The sequence below is a fragment of the Winogradskyella pacifica genome, from assembly GCF_013403915.1.
Lineage (GTDB): Bacteria > Bacteroidota > Bacteroidia > Flavobacteriales > Flavobacteriaceae > Winogradskyella > Winogradskyella pacifica.
In genome coordinates, this window is record NZ_JABFDI010000002.1 from 97,077 (window position 1) to 119,565 (window position 22,489).

14 protein-coding genes and 1 riboswitch are annotated in these 22,489 nt (G+C 34.5%); of the genes, 5 read left to right on the plus strand and 9 right to left on the minus strand.

Annotated elements, in window-relative coordinates; genetic code table 11:
- Window position 1: 1 nt before the first annotated feature.
- The 7 genes from HM984_RS02230 to HM984_RS02260 form a co-directional block, all read right to left on the minus strand.
- Window positions 2–5,098, minus strand: coding sequence for a translocation/assembly module TamB domain-containing protein (locus HM984_RS02230; protein WP_179347948.1), 5,097 nt, complete (start codon window positions 5,096–5,098; stop codon window positions 2–4).
- Between the two features lie 95 nt (window positions 5,099–5,193).
- On the minus strand, window positions 5,194–6,648 hold the full coding sequence (locus HM984_RS02235) for a membrane dipeptidase (RefSeq protein WP_179347949.1): 1,455 nt from the start codon (window positions 6,646–6,648) through the stop codon (window positions 5,194–5,196).
- Window positions 6,649–6,737: 89 nt separating this feature from the next.
- Window positions 6,738–8,456, minus strand: a complete 1,719-nt coding sequence (locus tag HM984_RS02240) for a DUF885 domain-containing protein (protein ID WP_179347950.1) — start codon at window positions 8,454–8,456, stop codon at window positions 6,738–6,740.
- 367 nt (window positions 8,457–8,823) lie between these two features.
- The gene (locus tag HM984_RS02245; RefSeq protein ID WP_179347951.1) at window positions 8,824–9,831 is read right to left on the minus strand and encodes an alpha/beta fold hydrolase; all 1,008 of its coding nucleotides are present in this window, start codon (window positions 9,829–9,831) and stop codon (window positions 8,824–8,826) included.
- A gap of 9 nt (window positions 9,832–9,840) precedes the next feature.
- On the minus strand, window positions 9,841–10,293 hold the full coding sequence (locus HM984_RS02250; RefSeq protein ID WP_115807923.1) for an OsmC family protein: 453 nt from the start codon (window positions 10,291–10,293) through the stop codon (window positions 9,841–9,843).
- Between the two features lie 81 nt (window positions 10,294–10,374).
- Window positions 10,375–11,673 (minus strand): O-acetylhomoserine aminocarboxypropyltransferase/cysteine synthase family protein, encoded by a 1,299-nt coding sequence (locus tag HM984_RS02255; protein ID WP_179347952.1) that lies wholly within the window; start codon window positions 11,671–11,673, stop codon window positions 10,375–10,377.
- Between the two features lie 144 nt (window positions 11,674–11,817).
- Window positions 11,818–11,941, minus strand: a riboswitch (SAM riboswitch).
- 102 nt (window positions 11,942–12,043) lie between these two features.
- The gene (locus HM984_RS02260) at window positions 12,044–13,591 is read right to left on the minus strand and encodes a hypothetical protein (RefSeq protein WP_179348127.1); all 1,548 of its coding nucleotides are present in this window, start codon (window positions 13,589–13,591) and stop codon (window positions 12,044–12,046) included.
- Window positions 13,592–13,739: 148 nt separating this feature from the next.
- On the opposite strand from HM984_RS02260, the gene HM984_RS02265 reads away from it, so the two are divergent.
- From HM984_RS02265 to HM984_RS02285, 5 genes are all read left to right on the plus strand, one after another.
- Window positions 13,740–14,915, plus strand: coding sequence for a 2-isopropylmalate synthase (locus tag HM984_RS02265; RefSeq protein WP_179347953.1), 1,176 nt, complete (start codon window positions 13,740–13,742; stop codon window positions 14,913–14,915).
- 5 nt (window positions 14,916–14,920) lie between these two features.
- The gene (leuC, locus tag HM984_RS02270) at window positions 14,921–16,303 is read left to right on the plus strand and encodes a 3-isopropylmalate dehydratase large subunit (RefSeq protein ID WP_179347954.1); all 1,383 of its coding nucleotides are present in this window, start codon (window positions 14,921–14,923) and stop codon (window positions 16,301–16,303) included.
- Between the two features lie 80 nt (window positions 16,304–16,383).
- A complete protein-coding gene (leuD, locus tag HM984_RS02275) occupies window positions 16,384–16,974 on the plus strand; it encodes a 3-isopropylmalate dehydratase small subunit (RefSeq protein ID WP_179347955.1) in 591 nt (196 codons plus the stop codon).
- Window positions 16,975–17,021: 47 nt separating this feature from the next.
- On the plus strand, window positions 17,022–18,140 hold the full coding sequence (gene leuB / locus HM984_RS02280; protein WP_115807918.1) for a 3-isopropylmalate dehydrogenase: 1,119 nt from the start codon (window positions 17,022–17,024) through the stop codon (window positions 18,138–18,140).
- Window positions 18,141–18,149: 9 nt separating this feature from the next.
- Window positions 18,150–20,729, plus strand: coding sequence for a phosphoenolpyruvate carboxylase (locus tag HM984_RS02285; protein ID WP_179347956.1), 2,580 nt, complete (start codon window positions 18,150–18,152; stop codon window positions 20,727–20,729).
- A 161-nt stretch (window positions 20,730–20,890) separates the two neighbouring features.
- Here HM984_RS02285 and HM984_RS02290 read toward each other — a convergent pair whose 3' ends face one another.
- Window positions 20,891–22,123, minus strand: coding sequence for an ammonium transporter (locus tag HM984_RS02290; protein ID WP_179347957.1), 1,233 nt, complete (start codon window positions 22,121–22,123; stop codon window positions 20,891–20,893).
- Window positions 22,124–22,129: 6 nt separating this feature from the next.
- Window positions 22,130–22,468 (minus strand): P-II family nitrogen regulator, encoded by a 339-nt coding sequence (locus HM984_RS02295; RefSeq protein WP_115807915.1) that lies wholly within the window; start codon window positions 22,466–22,468, stop codon window positions 22,130–22,132.
- Between the last annotated feature and the right edge of the window lie 21 nt (window positions 22,469–22,489).

The window sequence follows — 22,489 nt, forward strand, 5'->3', positions numbered from 1 at the left end:
TTCAATTCTTTTTCTGTTCTAAGCTTTTTTCTGTGGTTTCTGCTTTAGCTTCAAGTTCCTTCTTTGCCGCTTCTTTTTTTGCGTCATTCGTTTCATCTTCCTCTTTTTTGGAACGTAATATCGCATCCCAAAGTTCGCTAAATTGGTTAAATTCTTGTGTAAAAATTAAGCCGATACCACTGACGATGGTTTGTCCGTCTATAACATTTTCAAATTCACTTTTTCTAAAACCTTTTAAGCGATACCTGCCATCTTCTGTAAGCGTATATTCTAAACTTACGTTACCAATTATTGGCGTTTCTTCACCTGTACTGCTACTGCCTTGAATATCGACTTCGCTACCAACTCTAACGGTTAACCGATCGTTAAATAGTTTTTTCTGCGCTGCAATATCTAATTGCGTTCGGTCTGTTGGTGCATCTCCTTGGTAGTCGGTGTAACTGTTAAGTCCAAAGTCGAGCTCAATACCAGATTTCCCTAATAATTTATCTGAAAACGCGTTCAGCTGATCCGAAACCGCATCATTTAAATTGTCTCTTGCAATGGTCGCAAAACCACCATCACTACCATCACTGCCGGCATCTGGATAAAAACGATTTAGCACTAAAAGTGAAAATACCTGGCGATTAAGTTCTCCTTCTTGCTGGTTAACTTGTTGAACTCTACCGTAAACCTGACCTCCGATGGCACCTTGCTCTTCTTCTGGCATATCTAAACCAAAGGAAATCTTAGGCTGTAGCAATTCTCCATCAATATTAAGATACACATTAAAAGGTAAAACTTGCTTGTATTTACTTTTTACTGAAGGGTCTGATCCAGAAATTTGTGATGCCATTAATCCAGAAGCAGAGGTTTCTAAATTGTAAATCGCACGCACGTCTAATTTGGCATCCAACGGATCTCCAGACCACGTTACGCGACTTCCGCTTGCAATTAAGAACTTTCTATTGACTAAGTTATATAAATTTAGCTCGTAATGGCCATCTAGAATTTCATATGCACCTGTGAGTGTAATACGACCGTTTGGATTCATCGTAAAGACAAAATCCCCTTCTCCTGAGGCTTTAAAATTGTCGCCAGTTTCTTCGTCTATGACAACGGTAACTGCTGCATTTTTGCCAATTTTGAGTAATGCAGAAATATCGAAACCTTTAATCGTTGCAGTTTGTTCTTCTGTTTGGGTTAGAATCGCATCCGGATTTTCACGATTTACAAAAATCACCACACCATCGCGTTCTTCAATACTCGCAACAGAAGACGGCATTACATACGTTAAATCTGTATCGGAGCCTAAGGTTAATTTGGCATCTAGTTTAGGGATTTGTAAATCGCCAGTTAACTTTGCACTAGCATCGAAACTAACGTTGCCGTAAAATTCTTCATTATCTTCTTTTGTAGCATTTAATACCTGAAAATTTGTGGCCTTAACACTTAAATCGAATGTAGGATTAATAAAGTTTTTAGTGCCAACATTCCCTGAAAGCACCAATGCATTATTATTTTCATCGTGAATGGTGAAGTCAGTCATTGAAAGTCCTGCATTGTTAATGTTCAGTTTTTCATTAGCCATGCTAAATTTTGAGTTGAGCTTGGCAACATTAAAACTTGCATTATTGAATGTTAAAGACCCATTGTATTGCGGATCTGAAGTGGTGCCTGTAACTTTAAAATTTCCAGAAAAACTACCATCTGTTTCTTTGATTTCTCCCAGAGAAAGCGTGTTGAGTGCTTTCATTTTAAATTCATTGATATCAAAATCGAGATCTAAATTAGCAACGGTGTTGGTAACCGTATAATCGCCAACGAGATCAAAATCAATATTACCACCTTTTAATCCTGCATTAAACGCATAGCTGCCTGCTCCAAGCGACTTACCGTTAATACTTAAAGTACCTAAGTCTGTTTTAAGAGCGTTGAATTCTTCAATGTTTAAATCGGCAATGATTCCTGTGTTTTCAAAAGGATCTTCGAGAATAAAATCACCATTTAATTTGCCGCTTGCTAATTCTGTTGTAGGGTTTAAATAGTTGAATACTTCATTAATATCAAAATTTTCAAAAGCTATAGCAATATGTTTTTTTGAGATGTTATTTAATTTATCAGTAAGTTCTATGGACTGATTGTTCTTTGTGATTTTGAAGTCGTTAAACTCAAGTTTTTTGTCGGTTAGAACCATCTCATTACTTTGAGGAATAGTCCATTTTTCTTTATTCAGAATTAAACTATCCGGACTTACAGTAAAAACTAAACGTTCACGATCTCCTGTGAGTTTAGTATTTACATTCATTAATTTCTCACCGTCATGATAGCCTAAAAAGTCTAGTGATAATTCATGGTCAGATTGTTTTCCTTTTATGATGGTTTTCGGAATATCTAAAGGACCAGCATTCACATTATTAAAGCCAAGATTAAAATTGAAATTATCCTTATCTGTATCTATTGAAAATGCAAGACTATCTAAAGTGTTGCCGCTATAATTAATGTGTGGAGCCGTAATATTTGCTTTTAGTTTACGCCTTCTTTCATTGAAATCTACAGCAATATTTATCGTGTCTAAATCTCTTGCGTTAACTAAAAAGACATCGTTAAGTAAAGGTGATTGTGCAATTCTGCCTTTTAGGTTTAAATTCACAAAATCAGAAATAGAATCAGGCCTATCCGTTTCTCTATAGAAATAGCTAAGCACATGTCTTTTTAAAGCCTTACTAAAGGTTTGTGGATCTGTATTTGATTGCAAATCGAGATCTATAATTTTATTTTTTATCGTAACCGAAGTGGTGTCTTTTTCTACATGTGCGATTGCATTTAGATCTCCTATTAAATAACTTCGATTGTCATAAACCACAACACCTTTGTCTAGTGTTGCACTAGCATCGTAACGTTCTCCATTACCTTTAAAATCTGCCGTTAAATGCATAGCAGTTTTAACATTGCGATTCATTAAACCAAGTGCTTGTAAATTTGCACCAATAACATCTAATGTTACATTGGCTTCAGGGGAAATTGAGTCTAAAACAACAAAGGCCTCTAGATTAGCATTTAGGTTGTCGTCTTTGTATTTTGAATTAATAGTTCCGGATCCGTCTTTTATATTTCCATTAATATTAAGATCTTTTATAGCATAGTTATTAAGCTGAAATTCCGAAATAGTAGCCTCTAAATCCGCATTTAAGGTATTGATAGTGCTGCCAGATCCTTTAGATTTTAACGTAAGACTTAAAGCACCAAGTTGAGGATTGTTAAGTAATTCGTTCACCTTGTATTCCTCAATAGTTAACAGCGCGTCATAAGAAATGTTATCGGTATTTTTAAAATTACCATCTACTGATGCCAGACCTTGTGAGGTGGTGAGTTTTGCTTTAGTTGAAATGTCGTCAAGATTTCCTTTAAATTGTGCCACAAATTTCACGTCATTTGGAAAGCTAATTCCTAAATCTTCCTCATTTACAAACTGAATTAAATCAGATCGTTTTGTAACTGCTGAAAACTGTGGGATATTAAATTGAAGTGTTTTGGGATTGGTAACGTTTTGAAGCGTTCCTTTAGTAGAAATTTTTGTTGAACTTCCCCAATTCAGTTCTGCTTTATTTAAATTAATCGATGCTAAAGTTCCGGAAGCATTTAGGTTTCCTAAAACTAGTTTTTTGCTTAATTTATTGAGGTATTCGTTATTTTTTAAATCACGTTGAAATTTGAAAATCTCTGTCAATGAGATTTGGAAGGCAGGGAGATTTAAGTTGACTTTAGTGGTTTCAGGCGTTTCTATTAATTTTGAAAGTGACTGATACTCTAAATGCGCATCACCTGAAATTGAATTGTTATTTAATTTGAATTGTAAATCATCCAAACGCATATCTTGGTCTGTAGCGTTGAAATTAACAGCGAGTTGATTAAGGTTTAATCCTGAAAATTCATTAAAATTCAATTGCTCTAAATCTAGTGTCGCTTTTTTATCCTTTAAAGAAATGTCTTTAGCTTGAAGTGTGAAATTTGAAAGTGCGATCGCATTCGGGTTGAAAATGTCTTTTGTAGGTTTTGCGTTACCTACGCTATAATTTATGTGATTGTTTTCAAAATCAATGGACGCGATATTAATTTTTAGTTGTGGCCATTCAAACGTTGTGATGTCTGTTTTGGCTTCGTTTGTAACGTCTTCAATTTTTTGCGTTAAGCCATTAATTTCAGCGTCTGTGGTTAAGCTGATTTTAGAATTTTTAAGCGTGATGTTTTTAAGATTGAAATCACTAGCTGCTAAATTTATGAGTGGTGATTCTGTTGAGAATTCCGAAATGTCAACATCTGCAATCAAACGATCGGGTTGCGATTCGTAATAAGCAACCACATTGTTTAATACAATAGTTTCAAAAGATAATTTTGGTAAAGGAGTCTCTGAAGTTGTGGTGTCAATCGCTACTGGTTTTTGAATAAACTTAATATTGGCTTCGCTAAGTTCAATCGTTGAAGCATCAAAAATCATGTCTTCAATATTGGTGGTTTTCATATTAGCCTTCAACTTGCCAATTTTAAATCTAGAATCGATGCCTGCAACCGCATCATCAAAAACAATATCGAAATTGTTGAAATTTAAGTTGCCTAAAACTAGATTAAGTGGAGTGGAAGTGGTGTCTGTTACCACGGTTGTCGTATCCGCTGAAGCAAAAGCATCAATTAGAAATTGAAAATTGTAACCTTCAATACTATCTTTTCTAATCACGTTAGCGCGCAAACCATCCCAATCTAAAGCGTCTACTCCGATCCCATTACCACTTATGATTTTAATTAGTGGCATGTTAGCCTCCAATGATTTTGAATAGACTAAAGTGTCCCCTTTTTTATCTTCGAGATACAGACCATCGAGTTGTATATCACCATCAAACGTAATAAAAAGTTTTTCTATGGCGACTTTAGTTCCTGTTTTATCAGAGACGTAACTGACTGCTTTATCCACAATAATACCTTGTCCCCAAGGGCTACGAACAAAAAGAACGACCAGAAAAAAGAACACAAGAATGCCTAGCAGTACGCGTAAGGTTCTGCGAAACCAACGATATTGTCGTTTTTTTGGTGCTTGAGGCTCTGTATTTTCGATCTTATTCAATAGTCAAATATATACGTGTAAAAGTATAACTATTGTCTTTAATGCTAATAATATTAACGCTCTCACATTATTTTTTAATTAAAATTAAAAGTTGATTAATTGAAGTTTCGTTTTAAAAAGGCATCAGCATTAATAAATAGTAATCGGTCAATAATTTCTTCTGCTGAAATTTGATTCTGTGCTTGTAATTTTGAAGCATTAGATTTAAGGTAATTTTCAGCGTTTTGGATAAGATAAGGTTTTATGTCTTTTATGTTTTCGGCAGTCCAAAGTCCTTTGATTGGGTTTATGATGCCATCAAAATCAGAGCCAATTGCAACCGTTTCCCAGCAAAATAATCCGTTTTCGTTTAGAATTTCGCCTATACGTTGAATTTGGTTCCATATTAATTGAGATTTATTCTCATAACGCCTCTTCGTATTTGGCCAATAAACACGCGAGCTTCTAATTGCTTTTTTGCTGCCAATGCGGCGTTCGTCTAATTGCAATCCAAAAAGCCCTTTAGATTTTGCAATACGTACAATTTCCGAATCATAAAAGTTAATGTCAACATCACTAAAATTCTCGCTGAGTTTTGAGTCAGATATTTTCCATTCTTCAATGGAACGTTTGCCATTTAGGGCTCCATGACTTACAATAATTGGAATATTCTCATTAATGTATTTGGTTTCTAATAATTTATAGTACGTTTTTCGAGCGGCTGTACTCATGTGTTTTACATCGATGAGTATGCGTTTGTTGTCAGAGTTATCTAAAAGTTTATCAATAACCTTAAATCCTAATTCTGTAATGTCTGTGTTAAGGCCTCTATTTTGTTCTTTTTCAATTAAGCCTATGCTAATACTTCTCGCGTGACCACAAATTTCATTATAAAAGTGATGGGCCAACGTAACAAAGAATGGTTTGTGGTCCCACTTTTTTACAGTTTCTATATGTTGTAAAACAGTGGCTTCATCTGCGGTGTCTTTGTCCTTGTCTAAACCAGTTTCGAAAGCGTGAGCTCCTTCAATACTTGGTACAAGACTAATGATTTTTCTTTTAGCTGTTGAGGTTTTTATATTGTTGGTAATTTCAGAATAGCTGCTCACAAGGCGGTATGTAAATGTAACGTCATCTATAATTTGAGCCATATTATGCAATTGCATATAATAGTTGTACTCATCATTTAAATCTTGAAAATAACTAGAATGATTCCTTAAATTATCAATCCGTTTTTGACTTACTCCTGCTGCTAAATTGACTAATAAATCTGGAATAAATTTAAAACCTAACATCCTATCTTTTAAAAAGTGTTTTTCAAAAGGGTATAAAGAGATAATAACAATATTACAATCTGTTTTCGCTAAAGCTGTAAGGTCGGTTTGTGTGAATTTTGTGAGAGTAAGTAATAAGTTTACGTGTCTTTCAATAAAATTCGGAGGACTATAATGCCAAATAGAATTTTTTCTGCCAGTATTAAGACGGTTTTGTTTTTGTGGTTGATATTTAAAACTCTTCCCATAAGGTTTTAAGGAAGGATGACAGTGAATATCTATATATGACTTGCTCATTTTAAATTGATTAGGACATTGAAAAGGTAGTTTTTTATAAGAACCTAATAGGTGTTATCGGTAAGGTTGTTTTCGAATCATTACTTTTTTTATTGCTTTACATTGTCAATGTAAGTGTTCACACGTCTTTCAAGAATTGACAAAGTGACTGTCCCTTGTTCTAAAATAATTTCATGAAAGTCGCGAATATTAAATTTTGCACCTAATTCAGTTTCTGCTTTTTGTCGTAACGCTCTTATTTTAAGTTCTCCAATTTTATAGGAAATCGCTTGTCCTGGCCAAGAAATGTAACGGTCGGTTTCGGTAGTGACTTCATGTATGGATAAAGCTGTGTTTTCAGACATATAATCAATCATTTGCTGTCTTGTCCAACCTTTTGCATGTACACCTGTGTCAACCACTAGTCGGCACGCTCTCCACATTTCGTAAGTTAACTGACCAAATTTCTCATAAGGAGTCGTGTAAATATTCATTTCATCAACTAAATATTCTGAGTATAACCCCCAACCTTCACCATAAGCCGATAAATATAAGTTCCTTCTAAAACGAGGAATTGATTCAGGTAATTCATTATTCAGTGAGATTTGTAAATGATGCCCAGGAACAGCTTCGTGCGCTGTTAAAGCCGGAATTGTGTATAGGGTTCTGCTCGGTAAATTATAGGTGTTTACCCAATAAAACCCAGCCGTTTCGTCGTTATAAGAATGTGAATATCGTCCTGCTGTATAATTTGGTGCAATCTCTTCTGGAACAGGAACAACTCCATAGGGGTTTCTAGGTAATGTTTTAAAGAACTTTGGTAATTCTGCATCGATGCGCTTTGCAATATCTCTGGCAAACATCATTAGTTCCTTTGCTGTTTTCGGGCGAAATTGTTCGTCAGTTCTAAGAAATTCTATGAACTCTGCAAAGCTGCCCTCAAATCCTAAATCAGCAATAATCTGTTGCATTTCTGATTTAATTCTTGCAACTTCAGTTAGTCCAATTTTGTGAATGTCATCCGCTGTATATTCATTACTCGTCGTAAAATAATTAATTCTATTTTGATAAAATGCTTCACCATTCGGAATGCTTGAAACACCTAATTCTTTTCTCGTATTTGGAAAGTAGTCATCTTCAAAAAAGTGTTTGATTTTTTTATACTGATCGATGGCGTTTTTTTGAACACTCGTTTTTGCAATTCCAATGATAGAATCTCTCAATGTTGTCGGAAACGATTTTGGTAAATTAAGAAATGGTTTGTAAAATTGACTTGTAGTAACGTCTGAAACAATGTGCTTGTCATAGGTATCTTCATAATTATTAAAAACAGCCATTGGTTGTCCCATGCCCTCTTTTATGGCGGATCTCATGATGTCGATATTATAATCAACCCATTTCGGTAGATCATCAAGACGTTTTAAATAGTTGTTTGCCTGTTCTTTTGTGTCGAAGGTTGTATTTCCCATTCGACTTAATTCCAAATGAAAAGCATACTCATTTGTAATTGTGTTTAAATAAGTTTTATATGTGTTTGTGTCAATTTTATCTTGTAAGACGAAGGCTAATAATTCTTTTGAAATTTTTTCGGATTCAGACAATCCCTCCTCTGAAATTTGTTCTAATTTTTTCTTTAAAAGCTCTGCGAAATCAGCTTCAGCATTATGATATTTAATGGTATTTTCAACAGATTTATTAGGTTTAAATTCATAATCTCTTTGGGTTTCATATTTTGCAATAATGGCATTTAATTTATCGGAATTTGAAAGGGATTGAACGGATAATAATCCTAAACAGAGAATTATGACTAGAGACTTGAAGTTATTCATATAAGATTTATAAAAGTTATTTGCCGATTCATAAATTAATAAAACAGAAGGTAGGGAACCTTTATTCTCTCTTTCATTATTAATTATGAGTTTATTAGCGTCATAAATATACGAGATAGATTGGAATTCTTATAATCTCGTAATCGAGACCTTAATTTATGAAGAAATAATAATTTGGAAATATTTTTTGATTGGGAAGAATTGAAGGAAATTCAATGGTTTTTTTGTGCTGAAATAGTAGGTTTAAACTAACCATTTATTTCGATATTTTGCGAGCAAAGTCACGTTAGAGCAAATTGCTAACGTTTTAAAAATGACTAAAATAATTTATACAATGGAAAAATAATACTTCAAGTGGGTTTAGAATTTAAGCCACACACTTCTTACGATTTTCACAAACTTTGGCTTCCACCTTAAAAATAGGCTTTAAAAAGCGTGCTAATTGATCAAATTCTATTAAAAAAGCATCGTGACCATGTACGGATTTAATTTCATGAATATGTACGTTGTCTTTCACTGCTTTTAAGTCCACATAAGTATTCCAGTTTTCATCCGCTTTAAAAAACAAATCAGAATTAATGGTGATGATGTGAATGTCTCCTTCAATTTTTGAAGCGATTTCTAAAAAATCAGTTCTGTTTCTGGTAATATCAATAGTGCGCAAAATCTGATTCATCAGTTTATAAGCAGCAACCTGAAAACGATTGTCTAGAGCTGTGCCATGGTAACTCAACCAAGATTCAATGTTGTAAAGGGTATCGTTTTTCCTAGTGCGTTCAAATTTTTGAGTCAACGATTCTGGTGTACGATATAAAGTCATGGCGTGCATTCTGGCATCGACTAAAGGTTGTGACGAGTTATTCAATATCGCATCTTGAATATGGCAATTCGCAATGACCCAATCCGTGGATTTCCAGTCGGTCGCAATAGGAATCAAATGCTGAATTAAGCGTGGTTTTAGTGCTGCTAATTCCCATGCAATTCCACCACCAACAGAGCCGCCAATTACGGCAAATAAATTTTCAATTTCTAATTGCTCTATAGCTAAAGCAAACAGTTTTGCAATATCTCTTGCTGTAAAGTCTTTGTAATTTTCAATGCAGTTTTCTGCAATATTATCGTAGCCATTGCCAAGAATGTTAAACGCTAAAATCGTATAATCATTAGTGTCAATACATTTGTCGTCGCCAATAATATCATTCCACCAACCGTCTTCTCCAACTACATTTGAGTTTCCGGTAAGGGCGTGGTTGACTAAAATTATGGGTGCAGTATGTAATGCTTTACCAAAAGTTTGGTAAGACAATTTAGGAGTGATTGTCTTACCGCTTTCAGTAACGTAATTAGTTAGGGTTATGTAGTGTAAATGTGCCATAAAAATTTTTTATATAGCCGTATATTCTTTTTCTACGGAAATTTTTAAAGGTGTTTTATTCTGTAAATTATCTTTTACAGGACAACGTTCTTCAACAATCTGAAGCCATTGTGTTAAGACTTCGATACTAGCGTCAGTCTCTGGAATAAGATTGAGATTAATGGTTTTAAAGCCTGCGCGTTCTTTCGTAGACGTACCTAAAAAACGATCAGGATTTAATTCACCCGTCACTTCAATCTTTAAATTTTTAATTGTGAAACCTAATTCCTTGGCTACGAGATGTCCAACAACATTGGCGCAACCAGCAAAGCCTGCTAAAATGTATTCTACAGGATTGGCATCTTCATCGGTGCCACCTAAAGCTTCAGGTTCATCTACAACTAAAGTAAATTGTCTTGTTTTTCCTATAAATTGGGTTGCAGAAGCACTGTCTCCTACAACGGAGAATTTTAAATCACTCATGTTTTTGTCTTTTTAGTATTGAATATTATAAAACAGATGCCTTTACGATTAAAGACATCCATTCTACGTCACAACTTAAATTTAATTTTGAAGGGCTTTTTTCTGTTTAACAACAGCAAAAGCCTCTTTTAAATCGTCTTTTAAATCTTCTATATTTTCAATACCTACAGACAAACGAATTAAATCTTTAGTAACACCTGTGGTTTCTTGCGCGTCATCACTTAATTGTTGATGCGTTGTACTTGCAGGATGAATGATAAGCGATTTTGTGTCTCCAATATTGGCTAACAATGAGAATAATTTGGTCGTATCAGCAATGGTTTTTGCAGCTTCGTAACCACCATCCACTCCAAAAGTGACGACGCCACTTTGGCCTTTTGGTAAATACTTTTTAGCTAACGCATTATACTTGCTAGATTTTAATCCTGGGTAATTCACCCATTTAACTTCAGGTTGAGATTCTAACCATGTGGCTAATTCAAGGGCATTTTTACTATGTTTTAGAATACGTAATTCTAAAGTTTCTAAACCTTGAATAATTTGAAACGCGTTAAACGGACTCAGCGCTCCACCATAATCTCGTAAACCTTCAATTCTAATTTTTGCTATAAATGCTGCTGCTCCTATGGCTTCGCTATAGACTAAACCATGGTAACCTGCAGAAGGTTCTGTGAACTCTGGAAATTTTCCGTTAGTCCAGTCAAAAGTACCAGCATCAATAATGATGCCTCCTAGTGATGTTCCGTTTCCGGTGATATATTTGGTTAACGAATGAATAACGATGTTTGCACCGTATTCTATCGGATTTAATAAATAAGGTGTGGCTACTGTATTATCTACAATTAAGGGCACTTTGTGCGCTTTAGCTCCTTTTGAAATCGCTTCAAGATCTAAAACATCTAATTTCGGATTCCCTAAAGACTCTACAAAAAAGGCTCTTGTGTTTTCTTGTGCTGCTTTTTCAAACTCTTCCGGGTTTGACGCATCAACAAACGTTGTGGTAATGCCGTGTCTCGGTAAGGTAACGCTCAATAAATTGTAAGTGCCTCCATACAAACTGCTCGATGCAACAATGTGGTCTCCTGCTCTTAAAAGTGTTAGTAACGTTGTTGCAATTGCTGAGGTTCCAGAAGCTGTTGCAACCGCTGCAATTCCACCTTCTAGTGCTGCTAATCGCTGCTCTAAAATGTCGTTTGTTGGATTGTTTAAACGTGTGTAGATAAAACCTGGAACAGAAAGGTTAAATCTCCCAGCAGCTTCATCTGAATCTTTAAAAACATACGATGATGTTTGGTAAATAGGAACAGCTCTTGTTCCTGAAGTTAGATTGGTGTCGTGACCTGCGTGCAACGCTTGTGTTGCGAATTTTTGTGTACTCATTTTTCTAAGTTTTTGAGTTAATAAATGATTAAACCAAAAGCCAAATAAGCCTCTTTTGTTCCTTGAGCGTAGTCGAAGGAAGAAGCGTACTTAATAGAAAAATATTAAAAAGAAAATGCTAATTACAGATGAGTAATTAGTCTTGAGTTATCTATCCAATTTTTCGATTAATGAATCAAATAATTAAGTAGAATTTAGCACCTTCTTAGTAAATCTAAGGGTTGCTAAGGCTTCATAGGGTCATTCCCTCCGCCTTTCTTGATAACATTTCAGTAAGTGTTTGAACTTTGTGAGCACAAATATTGCAATACAAAAACTACAAATCCAAATAATTTGTCAATTTTATGAGTTTTTTGTGAAATTCGTAGAATTATGAACTTTTCTTTGCTAAATACTTAGTTTGAATAATTTCGCTCACAGGTTTGTTCTGAATTTTACTCTCTAGCCAAGAAATAATATCGAGATATAAAAACGCACGTCGTTCGTACGGATGATCTTCAAAAGTCTTCAGCGTTTTGTGTAATTCTATAAACGCATTTTTAAGATCGTGTGGATAAATATCCTGAAGTCCTCTAATGAATTTTATCATCTCTTTTTGTACTTCATGCAGGTCATTCATCTTAATTAAAAACTTGTACGTGCTTCGTAAAAGGGTTTCTAAATGATAATCTAAACCAGCTTCATAATGGGCTACAAGATTTAAAACTCTTGAGAAACAGAGTAAATCTTCACGCATCGAAAGTGTTTTGTTAGAGATGATTTTATCTAAATATTTTATACAAGCTTTATTGTTGCCAGCTCCAAATTGTAAACTCGCAAACTTGTAATAAAATATCATTTTGTGATGCGGATCTATTCTATTGCTAAATGGAATTAGTGCTTTTTCAATTTTAGGAATTAAACCTAAACCTTCCTCAAAACTCCCGTCAATAAAGTGTTGATTAATACTGTGGAAATTGGTGTAGAGAAAAACTAAAGTCGCCACATTTTCATCTTGTGGAAAATTAGATTTTTGAACAGTAGCTTCAAATTCTGAAAACTTTTCTAAGAATTTTTGTTTGTTGCCGATGAAAACAAGCGCTTCTAAAAGGTAGTTGTTGCCTTTTAAAAAGAATACAGGGTTCAGGTTAATCATGCTTGGGTTTTGATAAAATAAATCCACCCATTTTGAAGCGTATTTGTAACAATTTAAAAAATCTTGAAGCAAAAAGCTTTGCCATAAATTAGCTTTATAAAGCCATAATTTTTCTCTAAATCCTAATTTTTCAATGTCAACTTTTGGAACATGATTATTAAAATAATCAATAACCATGTTGGCTTCTTTTTCATTTCTTATATAGCCTGTTTTTAGAATAGTACTATAAAGTTGAAGTGATAAATTGGAGAGTTTACTGGCAATAACATTAAGAGAACTCAGTTCCTTGGCTTGTACAGCCAATTCATCTGCTCTGGTGCTAATGCTTCGTGTAATATATTGTGACTCAATTACTTTTTCGAGCTCAACAATCTCGAAAGCTGAATTTTTTTCTTCGTTAATAATCGCCAACTCTTTGGCTTTATCTAAAATTTTTAAGCTTTGTTTATATAAGCCTTTATGATACAAGATGGAAGCAAAATCGAGTTGTTCTCTAATTTGTGAACGCACATTTTGATGTGAAGGATTGAGCTTAAGACTAATTAAAATTTGTTTGTATAAATGCGCTTTTACGTTTGCAAGTTGTTGCTTTTTTACAATACCACTTTTAATAATAACAGCTTCATTATAGCCTTTTGATTTGTCTAAAAGGTTAAATAAGTTTAAGAATTTAGAATCTGAATTTACCCCAAGTCTCCCTACGTAAAGTTTAAATTGCCGTTTTTCGGATTTTGTTAAGGACTTTACAAGTGAGAATAAATTATCTTTTTGGTCTTTAGTTATCAATAGAAAATAGATTTATAAATCTGTAAATCAGTTATTTAAAGTATATTTTGGCGACTGAACATCGTAAACTAACTATATCAATAATGTTTAAATCTAAATCAAAACATACATTCGTTAGACAATACTATAAAATATATTTTGATATATGTCTAATAACAACATACAAATCTTCGATACAACACTTCGCGATGGAGAGCAAGTTCCGGGTTGTAAACTTAACTCAGAACAAAAAGTGATTATTGCAGAGCAGTTAGATCAGCTTGGAGTTGATGTCATTGAAGCAGGGTTTCCGGTCTCTAGTCCAGGTGATTTCAAATCGGTAGAAGCGATTTCAAAAATTGTTAAAAATGCTACGGTTTGTGGTTTAACAAGAGCTGTAGAAAATGATATAAAAGTAGCTGCCGAATCTTTAAAGTATGCTAAGAAGCCTAGAATCCATACGGGAATTGGGACTTCAGATTCGCATATTCTTCATAAATTCAAATCTAATAGAGAGGCGATTATTGAGCGTGCTTTTGAAGCGGTGAAATATGCAAAGTCATTTGTTGAAGATGTTGAGTTTTATGCTGAAGATGCCGGACGAACAGATAATGAATATTTAGCAAGAGTTTGTGAAGCTGCCATTAGAGCAGGTGCAACAGTATTGAATATTCCTGATACAACAGGGTATTGTTTGCCTAGTGAATATGGTGCAAAAATTAAATACTTAAAAGAAAATGTAAAAGGTATTGAAAAGGCTATTCTGTCTTGTCATTGCCATAATGATTTAGGTTTAGCAACCGCTAATTCTATAGAGGGTGTGATTAACGGAGCACGTCAAATTGAGTGTACGATCAATGGTATTGGTGAGCGTGCAGGAAACACGGCTTTAGAAGAAGTGGTGATGGTGCTAAAGCAGCATCCTTATCTTAATTTAGATACAAATATTAATACGTCTATGCTATACGGAATGAGTCAGTTGGTTAGCGATAGTATGGGGATTTATACACAGCCAAACAAGGCGATTGTTGGAGCAAATGCTTTTGCGCATAGTTCTGGGATTCATCAAGATGGTGTGATAAAGAATAGAGCAACTTACGAAATTATCGACCCTAGAGATGTCGGTGTTACGGAGTCGGCTATTGTGTTAACCGCAAGAAGTGGAAGAGCAGCCTTAGCTTACAGAGCAAAAAATGTAGGTTATGAGCTTACGAAGTTGCAGTTAGATGATGTGTATGCTAACTTTTTGAGTTTTGCAGATCGACAAAAAGAAATCAATGATAACGATATTCATCAAATTATAGAGACGAGTAATGTATATCAACAAATAATTTCAGCATAAGATAGATGAGTAAAACATTATTTGATAAAGTTTGGGATTCGCATGTGGTCAGTACTATAGAAAATGGGCCACAAATATTATATATAGATAAACATTTAATACATGAAGTAACAAGTCCACAGGCTTTTAATGAGTTAGAAGATCGTGGCATTCCTGTTTTTAGGCCCAATCAAATTGTGGCTACAGCAGATCATAATACTCCGACTTTGAATCAGGATCAACCGATAAAAGATGAGTTGTCTAGAAAGCAATTGGAGCAATTATCTGAAAATTGTAAAAAAAATAATATAACCCTATACGAATTAGGACATAAATATAATGGTATTGTGCATGTAATGGCTCCAGAGTTAGGGGTGACACAACCAGGCTTGACCATGGTCTGCGGAGACAGTCACACTTCAACACATGGTGCGTTTGGAGCCATTGCTTTTGGTATCGGAACAAGTCAGGTGGCGCAAGTATTTGCGAGCCAGTGCTTATTGCTTTCAAAACCAAAAAGTTTAAGAGTTACCGTTAATGGTAAGTTGAAAAATGGTGTTTTACCAAAGGATGTAATTCTGTATATCATTTCAAAATTAGGAACCAATTCTGGTACAGGTTATTTCTGCGAATATGCAGGAAATGTGTTTGAAGACATGAGCATGGAAGGTCGTATGACGGTCTGTAACATGAGTATCGAAATGGGAGCAAGAGGAGGCATGATTGCGCCAGATGAAACCACTTTTGAATACGTAAAAGGTAGAGAATTCGCACTAAAAGGAGACGCGTTTGATAAGAAAGTGGCCTATTGGAAAACTTTACCAACAGACAGCGATGCTAAATTTGATAAAGAATACAGCTTCGATGCAGAAGATATAGCACCAATGATTACGTATGGAACGAATCCAGGAATGGGAATTAAAATTTCTGAAACGATTCCTGTGGATGAAAATCCATCGTTTAAAAAATCTTTAGCTTATATGAATTTTGAAGCTGGAGAAAGCTTGATTAATAAGCCCATCAATTTTGTGTTTATAGGGAGTTGTACCAATTCTAGAATTGAAGATTTTAGAGTCGCAGCCAATTATATAAAAGGCAAGAAAAAAGCAGCTAATGTTACGGCTTGGTTAGTGCCAGGAAGTAAGCAAGTGGAAACTCAAATAATAGAAGAAGGTCTAAAATCTATTTTTGATGATGCAGGTTTTGAATTGCGTCAACCAGGTTGTTCCGCATGTTTAGCGATGAACGATGATAAGATTCCTCAGGGAGAATATTGTGTATCAACCTCAAATAGGAATTTCGAAGGTCGCCAAGGGCAAGGTTCAAGAACGATTTTAGCAAGTCCTTTAGTTGCTGCTGCAACTGCTGTAGAAGGTAAAATTATAGATATTTCAAAGCAATTGAATTGATATTATTCTGCAAGGTTTCAAAAACCTTGTAGGTATTTAAAATGAATTAAAAGAAGATACCCACTTTCGTGGGCATTACTATGGAAAAGTTTACAACATTACAATCAAGAGCCATTCCATTACATATTGAGAATGTAGATACGGATCAAATTATACCTGCTCGTTTTTTAAAAGCGACGGATAGAGAAGGGTTTGGAAACAATGTATTTAGAGATTGGAGATATCACAAAGACGGAACAGTTAATACGGATTTTGTATTAAATGATTCAAAATACTCAGGAAGTATTTTAGTTGCAGGAGATAATTTTGGCTGCGGGTCGAGTAGAGAACATGCCGCTTGGGCTATAACCGATTTTGGATTTAAAGTGGTGGTGTCTAGTTTTTTTGCGGATATATTTAAAGGGAATGCCTTAAATAATGGACTGTTACCAGTGCAGGTTTCGCCAGCATTTTTGAGTGACTTAATGCAGAAAATTGTGTCCAATCCAGAGATAGAATTAGTGGTTGATCTCGAAAAACAAACCATTTCAGTAAAAGATTCAGAGTTATCCGAAAATTTTGAAATTGATGCCTACAAAAAAACATGTATGATCAATGGTTATGATGATATCGACTATCTGATTAATAATAAAGAACAAATTGAAGCTTTTGAAGCTCAAAAAATATACTAATAATTAAACGTAAGATTTTCGTTAATTCGGGAATTGATTTTTCTTCGATGAAATTAAACATAGCAATTTTACCAGGTGATGGTATTGGTCCAGAAGTTACAAATCAAGCTATAAAAGCTTTGAAAGCAATTGCTTCGGAATTTAATCATAATTTTAAATTTACAACGGCAGATGTTGGCGCCGTTGCCATAGATAAGCATAATGATGCTTTACCAGAGAAAACATTAGAACTTTGTAAAAAAAGTGATGCCATCTTATTTGGAGCCATTGGTGATCCTAAATATGATAATGATCCTTCTGCAAAAGTGCGTCCAGAGCAAGGCTTGCTTAAATTGCGTAAAGAGTTGGGTTTGTATGCTAATATTAGACCTGTAAAAGCTTATAAAACCTTATTAGATAAATCGCCATTAAAGAAACATATCATTCAGGGTACGGATATTTCTATTTATAGAGAATTAACTGGAGGTATTTATTTTGGTGAAAAACATACATCAGAGGATGGTAATTACGCTTCGGATTTATGTGGGTATTCTCGCGAAGAAATAGAGCGTATTGCACATTTGGCATTTGTTGCTGCTGAAAATAGAAGTCATAAAGTGACTCTGGTGGATAAGGCTAATGTGTTAGAAACATCTCGACTTTGGAGAAAGGTAGTTAAAGAAGTTGCAGAGCAATATCCTGATGTAACACTCGACTTTTTATTTGTAGATAATGCAGCGATGCAAATGATTTTAAACCCAAAACAGTTCGATGTGATTTTAACCGAGAATATGTTTGGAGATATTATTAGTGACGAAGCTAGTGTTATTGGTGGTTCTATTGGATTGTTAGCGTCTGCTTCAGTTGGAGATAAGTATGCAATGTTCGAGCCTATTCATGGTTCATACCCTCAAGCGGCTGATAAAGGTATTGCAAATCCGATTGCGTCAATTTTATCGGCTGCTATGTTGTTGAGTCATTTCGAGTTACATAATGAAGCCGAATTAATTAGGTTAGCTGTAGAAAAATCGTTAAAATTAAACATCACAACACCAGATATAAATTCGGTGGTAAATACGGTGACAACCTCTAATGTTGGTGACTTTATTGAAGATTTTATTTACAATCCAAAAGATACTAATCTCAATTTTAAGAATATCCACTTAGGGCAGTCAACAATAATATAATTTAAGATAATGCCCACACAACCAAAATTAACACGATTTAATCAAAATGTTTTGTCTAAATATCAGATATACAATAGTATATTTATGACATTGCCTTTTGATGCTGTTACAAAAACAGGAGCGCTTTTGCCTTTGTTTCACGAAACTTGCCATAAAGGATTTGAAAATAAAGAAGATCCTACAACAATTGTTAATACGTTTTTTAAGAAATACCAAGCCAGACGTTCTTCTGAAAGTCAGGTGAATTTGTTATTTCGATTTATTCAGTATATCGAAAGACAAGTCGTTCTATTCGATGCGATTGAGGATGCCGCTTTTCCTATTGTAAATAATATGGATGGTATCGGTACGTTGCGAAGTTTGAAAGAAACTGTTTCTGCTGAAAATAAGTTAGAGACACTTCAGAAATATTTAGAAGAATTTAAAGTAAGAATTGTTTTAACAGCACACCCAACACAGTTTTATCCAGGTTCCGTTTTAGGAATTATTACGGATTTAACGGAAGCTATTCGCGAGAACGATCTATTAAGAATTAATGATTTATTAGCGCAATTAGGAAAAACACCATTTTTTAAGCACGAAAAGCCATCACCTTTTGATGAGGCAGTGAGTTTAATATGGTACCTAGAAAACGTATTCTATAAATCTTTTGGAGGTATATACGATTATATTCAACAGAATATATTTGATGGAAAACCAATTAGTAACGATATTATTAATATTGGTTTCTGGCCAGGAGGTGATAGAGATGGAAACCCTTTTGTAACACCAGAAATTACGTTGAAGGTTGCGGGAAGATTACGACTTTCAATTATTAAAAATTATTATAGAAACGTAAGACAATTAAAACGAAAGTTAACGTTTCAGGGTGTCGAAGAGCGTATGGGTAATTTAGAGCGTGAGCTTTATAGCATCATAACGAATGAATCGTCTGACTTAACTTTAGAGTATTTCGTTTCAGAATTAAAAGCGGTAAAGCAAATTATTATCGACAAGCATCAATCTTTATATGTTGATGAATTGAATAGTTTGATTAACAAAACACACTTATTCGGATTTCATTTTGCGAATTTAGATATCAGACAAGACAGTCGTAAACACGAGCAGTTTTTTAATGATATGGTAAATGCATTACTTGAGAGTGGTAGTGACATTTTTCCAAAAAATTATCACGACTTACCAGAACGTGAGCAAATTAAAATTTTATCTAAAGTTGAAGGTTCTGTAGATTTATCTTTAATAAAAGATGAAGAAACCTTAATGGCTTTAGAAACGATTAAGGCGATAAAAACCATTCAAGAAACAAATGGTGAGCAAGCTGCAAACCGTTATATTATTAGTAATAATCAATCGACTTTGCATGTGATGCAATTGTTTGCAATGTTAAAATTAGTGGCGTTCCAAGAGGATTTAACGGTTGATATTGGGCCATTATTTGAAACCATTACCGATTTAGAGAATGCGCCAAAAGTGATGGAGGAGTTATATGCTAATCCTGATTACGCAAAACATTTAGAAGCACGAGGAAACAGGCAAACCATAATGCTTGGTTTTAGTGATGGTACTAAAGATGGTGGTTATTTAATGGCAAACTGGGCGATTTACCAAGCTAAGGAAAACTTAACCAGAGTGTCTAGAGAGCATGGGGTGAAAGTGATTTTCTTTGATGGACGTGGCGGACCACCTGCACGAGGTGGTGGAAAAACGCATAATTTTTATGCGTCTTTAGGGCCAACAATAGAAGATGAAGAAGTACAATTAACAATACAAGGTCAGACGATAAGTTCTAATTTCGGAACTTTAGAATCCTCACAATATAACTTAGAACAATTGATTAGTTCTGGTATTGGTAACAGTTTAAGTGATGCCGATTTAAGCATGCAGCCAGAAAACCGGGAGGTTATGACTGACTTGGCGAATCGTAGTTATGAGGCGTATGTGAATTTCAAAGCGCATCCAAAATTTATCTCGTATTTAGAGCATATGAGTACGCTTAAATATTATGCGAAAACAAATATTGGTAGTCGTCCGTCTAAAAGAGGTAAATCGGAAGGTTTGGTTTTTGAAGACTTAAGAGCGATTCCTTTCGTAGGATCTTGGAGTCAATTGAAACAAAATGTACCAGGCTTTTTTGGAGTAGGTACAGCATTGAAACATTATGAAGATATTGGTGAGTTTGAGAAAGCACAGCATTTATTTAAAACATCAGCGTTCTTCAAAACTTTAATTGAAAACAGTATGATGTCTCTGTCTAAGTCTTTTTTCGACTTAACACGTTATATGTCTGAAGATGAAGAATACGGTGAATTTTGGAATGTGATTTATAAAGAATATGAAACTTCAAAACGTCTAATTTTAAAACTGACGGGTTATAAAGAATTGATGGAAGAAGAGCCTTCTGGAAAAGCATCAATTGCTGTAAGAGAATCTATTGTATTACCGTTATTAACGATTCAGCAATATGCCTTAAAGAAAATTCAAGAGCTTGAAAAAGCTGAGGTACGAGATGAAGAGCAGATTAAAATCTTTGAAAAGATGGTGACACGTTCTTTATTTGGAAATATAAACGCGAGTCGTAATTCAGCATAAAAACAAATAGTTTGTAATATTATAAATCCTCAGGAGTTTTAAACTTCTGAGGATTTTTTTTATGCAATTATATTAAACTGTATTAAAGGAAAAACCCTCGAAGGTTAGGCTTCGAGGGTTTTCTTTTAATAACTAAATTAGCTAAATAATCAATTTAAAACTTAGTGTTCATTTAATCTAAAATCCGGATATGCATCCATTCCGTGTTCATGGGCATCAAGACCTTCTAATTCTTCTTTTTCAGAAACTCTTATTCCTACTATTTTCTTCAGTGCAAATATGATAATGAATGAAGATATAATGCACATACCAGCATAAGAAGCAACACCAATTAGTTGGCTTACAAATTGTGCTCCACTAGCTAATGCGCCAAAGATACCAACAGCTAAAGTTCCCCAAATACCACATGCTAAGTGAACAGCGATAGCTCCAACTGGATCATCTAATTTAAGTTTGTCAATTAATGATACGGCAAATACAATAATTGCACCTGCAATTGCACCAATTAGAATGGCATCGGTTGGACTCATTTGGTCTGCGCCAGCAGTGATACCAACAAGACCACCTAATATACCATTAAGAAACATTGTTAAATCTAAATTTTTATATCGTAGGGTAGAAACTAAGGCGGCAACAACTCCACCAGCTGCTGCAGCTAAACATGTTGTTACTAAAGTTAATGATGTTAATGCAGGATCAGCAGATAATACAGAACCTCCATTAAATCCAAACCAACCTAACCATAAAATGATAACACCAGCAGTTGCTAATGGAATGTTATGTCCAGGGATAGCCTGAGGTTTTCCATTTTTAAATTTACCAATTCTTGCTCCTAAAAGAGCAACGGCAACTAATGCTCCCCATCCACCAACTGAGTGAACTAGTGTAGATCCTGCAAAATCATAAAATGGTGTCTCTAGCGTTTGTAAAAATCCACCTCCCCATTTCCATGAACCTGCAATCGGGTAGATTATCCCGACATAAATAATTGTGAAAATCATAAATGGTCCAATTTTCATACGTTCTGCTACGGCTCCAGATACAATTGTTGCTGCAGTAGCTGCAAACATTCCTTGAAATAAGAAATCTGTCCAATACGTATAGCCTTCATTATAAGCTAAGTCTAAAGTTCCTTCTGCTGTTAATGGTGAATCCAATCCAAAACCTGCGAATCCTAAAAATCCATTAAATTCACCTGGATACATTAGATTAAATCCTACTAATGCATAAAGTAACAACCCAACGGTAATGATAAATATGTTTTTGAATAAAATATTAAGCGTATTTTTTTGACGTGTTAGTCCGATTTCTAAAAATGCAAATCCTAAATGCATAAAGAAAACGAGTGCTGTACAGATCATCATCCATACATTATTTATTGTAAGTAATTCCATGTTTTTTTATTTTAAAGTGTTTCCTCCTTTTTCTCCAGTTCGTATTCTGTAAACTTCATCAATATGTGAGACAAAGATTTTACCATCTCCTACTTCTCCAGTAGAGGCAGAATCTATAATAGCCTTGATTGCTATAGCTTCAAAATCGTCGTTAACGACTATAGATAAATAGCGTCTTTGTATATCGCTTGTACTATAAGATACACCTCTATATACATGTCCTTCTTGCTCGTTACCAAGTCCAGTAACATCCCAATAAGAGAAGAAGTTTACACCTACTTCATGAAGTGCATCTTTAACGTTAGAAAATTTTGATTTTCTAATAATTGCTTCAATTTTTTTCATTGTTTTTTGTGTTAGTTAGTG

Coding starts and splice junctions, on each gene's coding strand:
- HM984_RS02240 (WP_179347950.1), bottom strand. CDS start 8,456: ATGAATAACTTCAAGTCTCTAGTCATAATTCTCTGTTTAGGATTATTA.
- HM984_RS02295 (WP_115807915.1), bottom strand. CDS start 22,468: ATGAAAAAAATTGAAGCAATTATTAGAAAATCAAAATTTTCTAACGTT.
- HM984_RS02290 (WP_179347957.1), bottom strand. CDS start 22,123: ATGGAATTACTTACAATAAATAATGTATGGATGATGATCTGTACAGCA.
- leuC (WP_179347954.1), top strand. CDS start 14,921: ATGAGTAAAACATTATTTGATAAAGTTTGGGATTCGCATGTGGTCAGT.
- HM984_RS02235 (WP_179347949.1), bottom strand. CDS start 6,648: ATGAGCAAGTCATATATAGATATTCACTGTCATCCTTCCTTAAAACCT.
- leuB (WP_115807918.1), top strand. CDS start 17,022: ATGAAATTAAACATAGCAATTTTACCAGGTGATGGTATTGGTCCAGAA.
- HM984_RS02255 (WP_179347952.1), bottom strand. CDS start 11,673: ATGAGTACACAAAAATTCGCAACACAAGCGTTGCACGCAGGTCACGAC.
- HM984_RS02265 (WP_179347953.1), top strand. CDS start 13,740: ATGTCTAATAACAACATACAAATCTTCGATACAACACTTCGCGATGGA.
- leuD (WP_179347955.1), top strand. CDS start 16,384: ATGGAAAAGTTTACAACATTACAATCAAGAGCCATTCCATTACATATT.
- HM984_RS02245 (WP_179347951.1), bottom strand. CDS start 9,831: ATGGCACATTTACACTACATAACCCTAACTAATTACGTTACTGAAAGC.
- HM984_RS02250 (WP_115807923.1), bottom strand. CDS start 10,293: ATGAGTGATTTAAAATTCTCCGTTGTAGGAGACAGTGCTTCTGCAACC.
- HM984_RS02285 (WP_179347956.1), top strand. CDS start 18,150: ATGCCCACACAACCAAAATTAACACGATTTAATCAAAATGTTTTGTCT.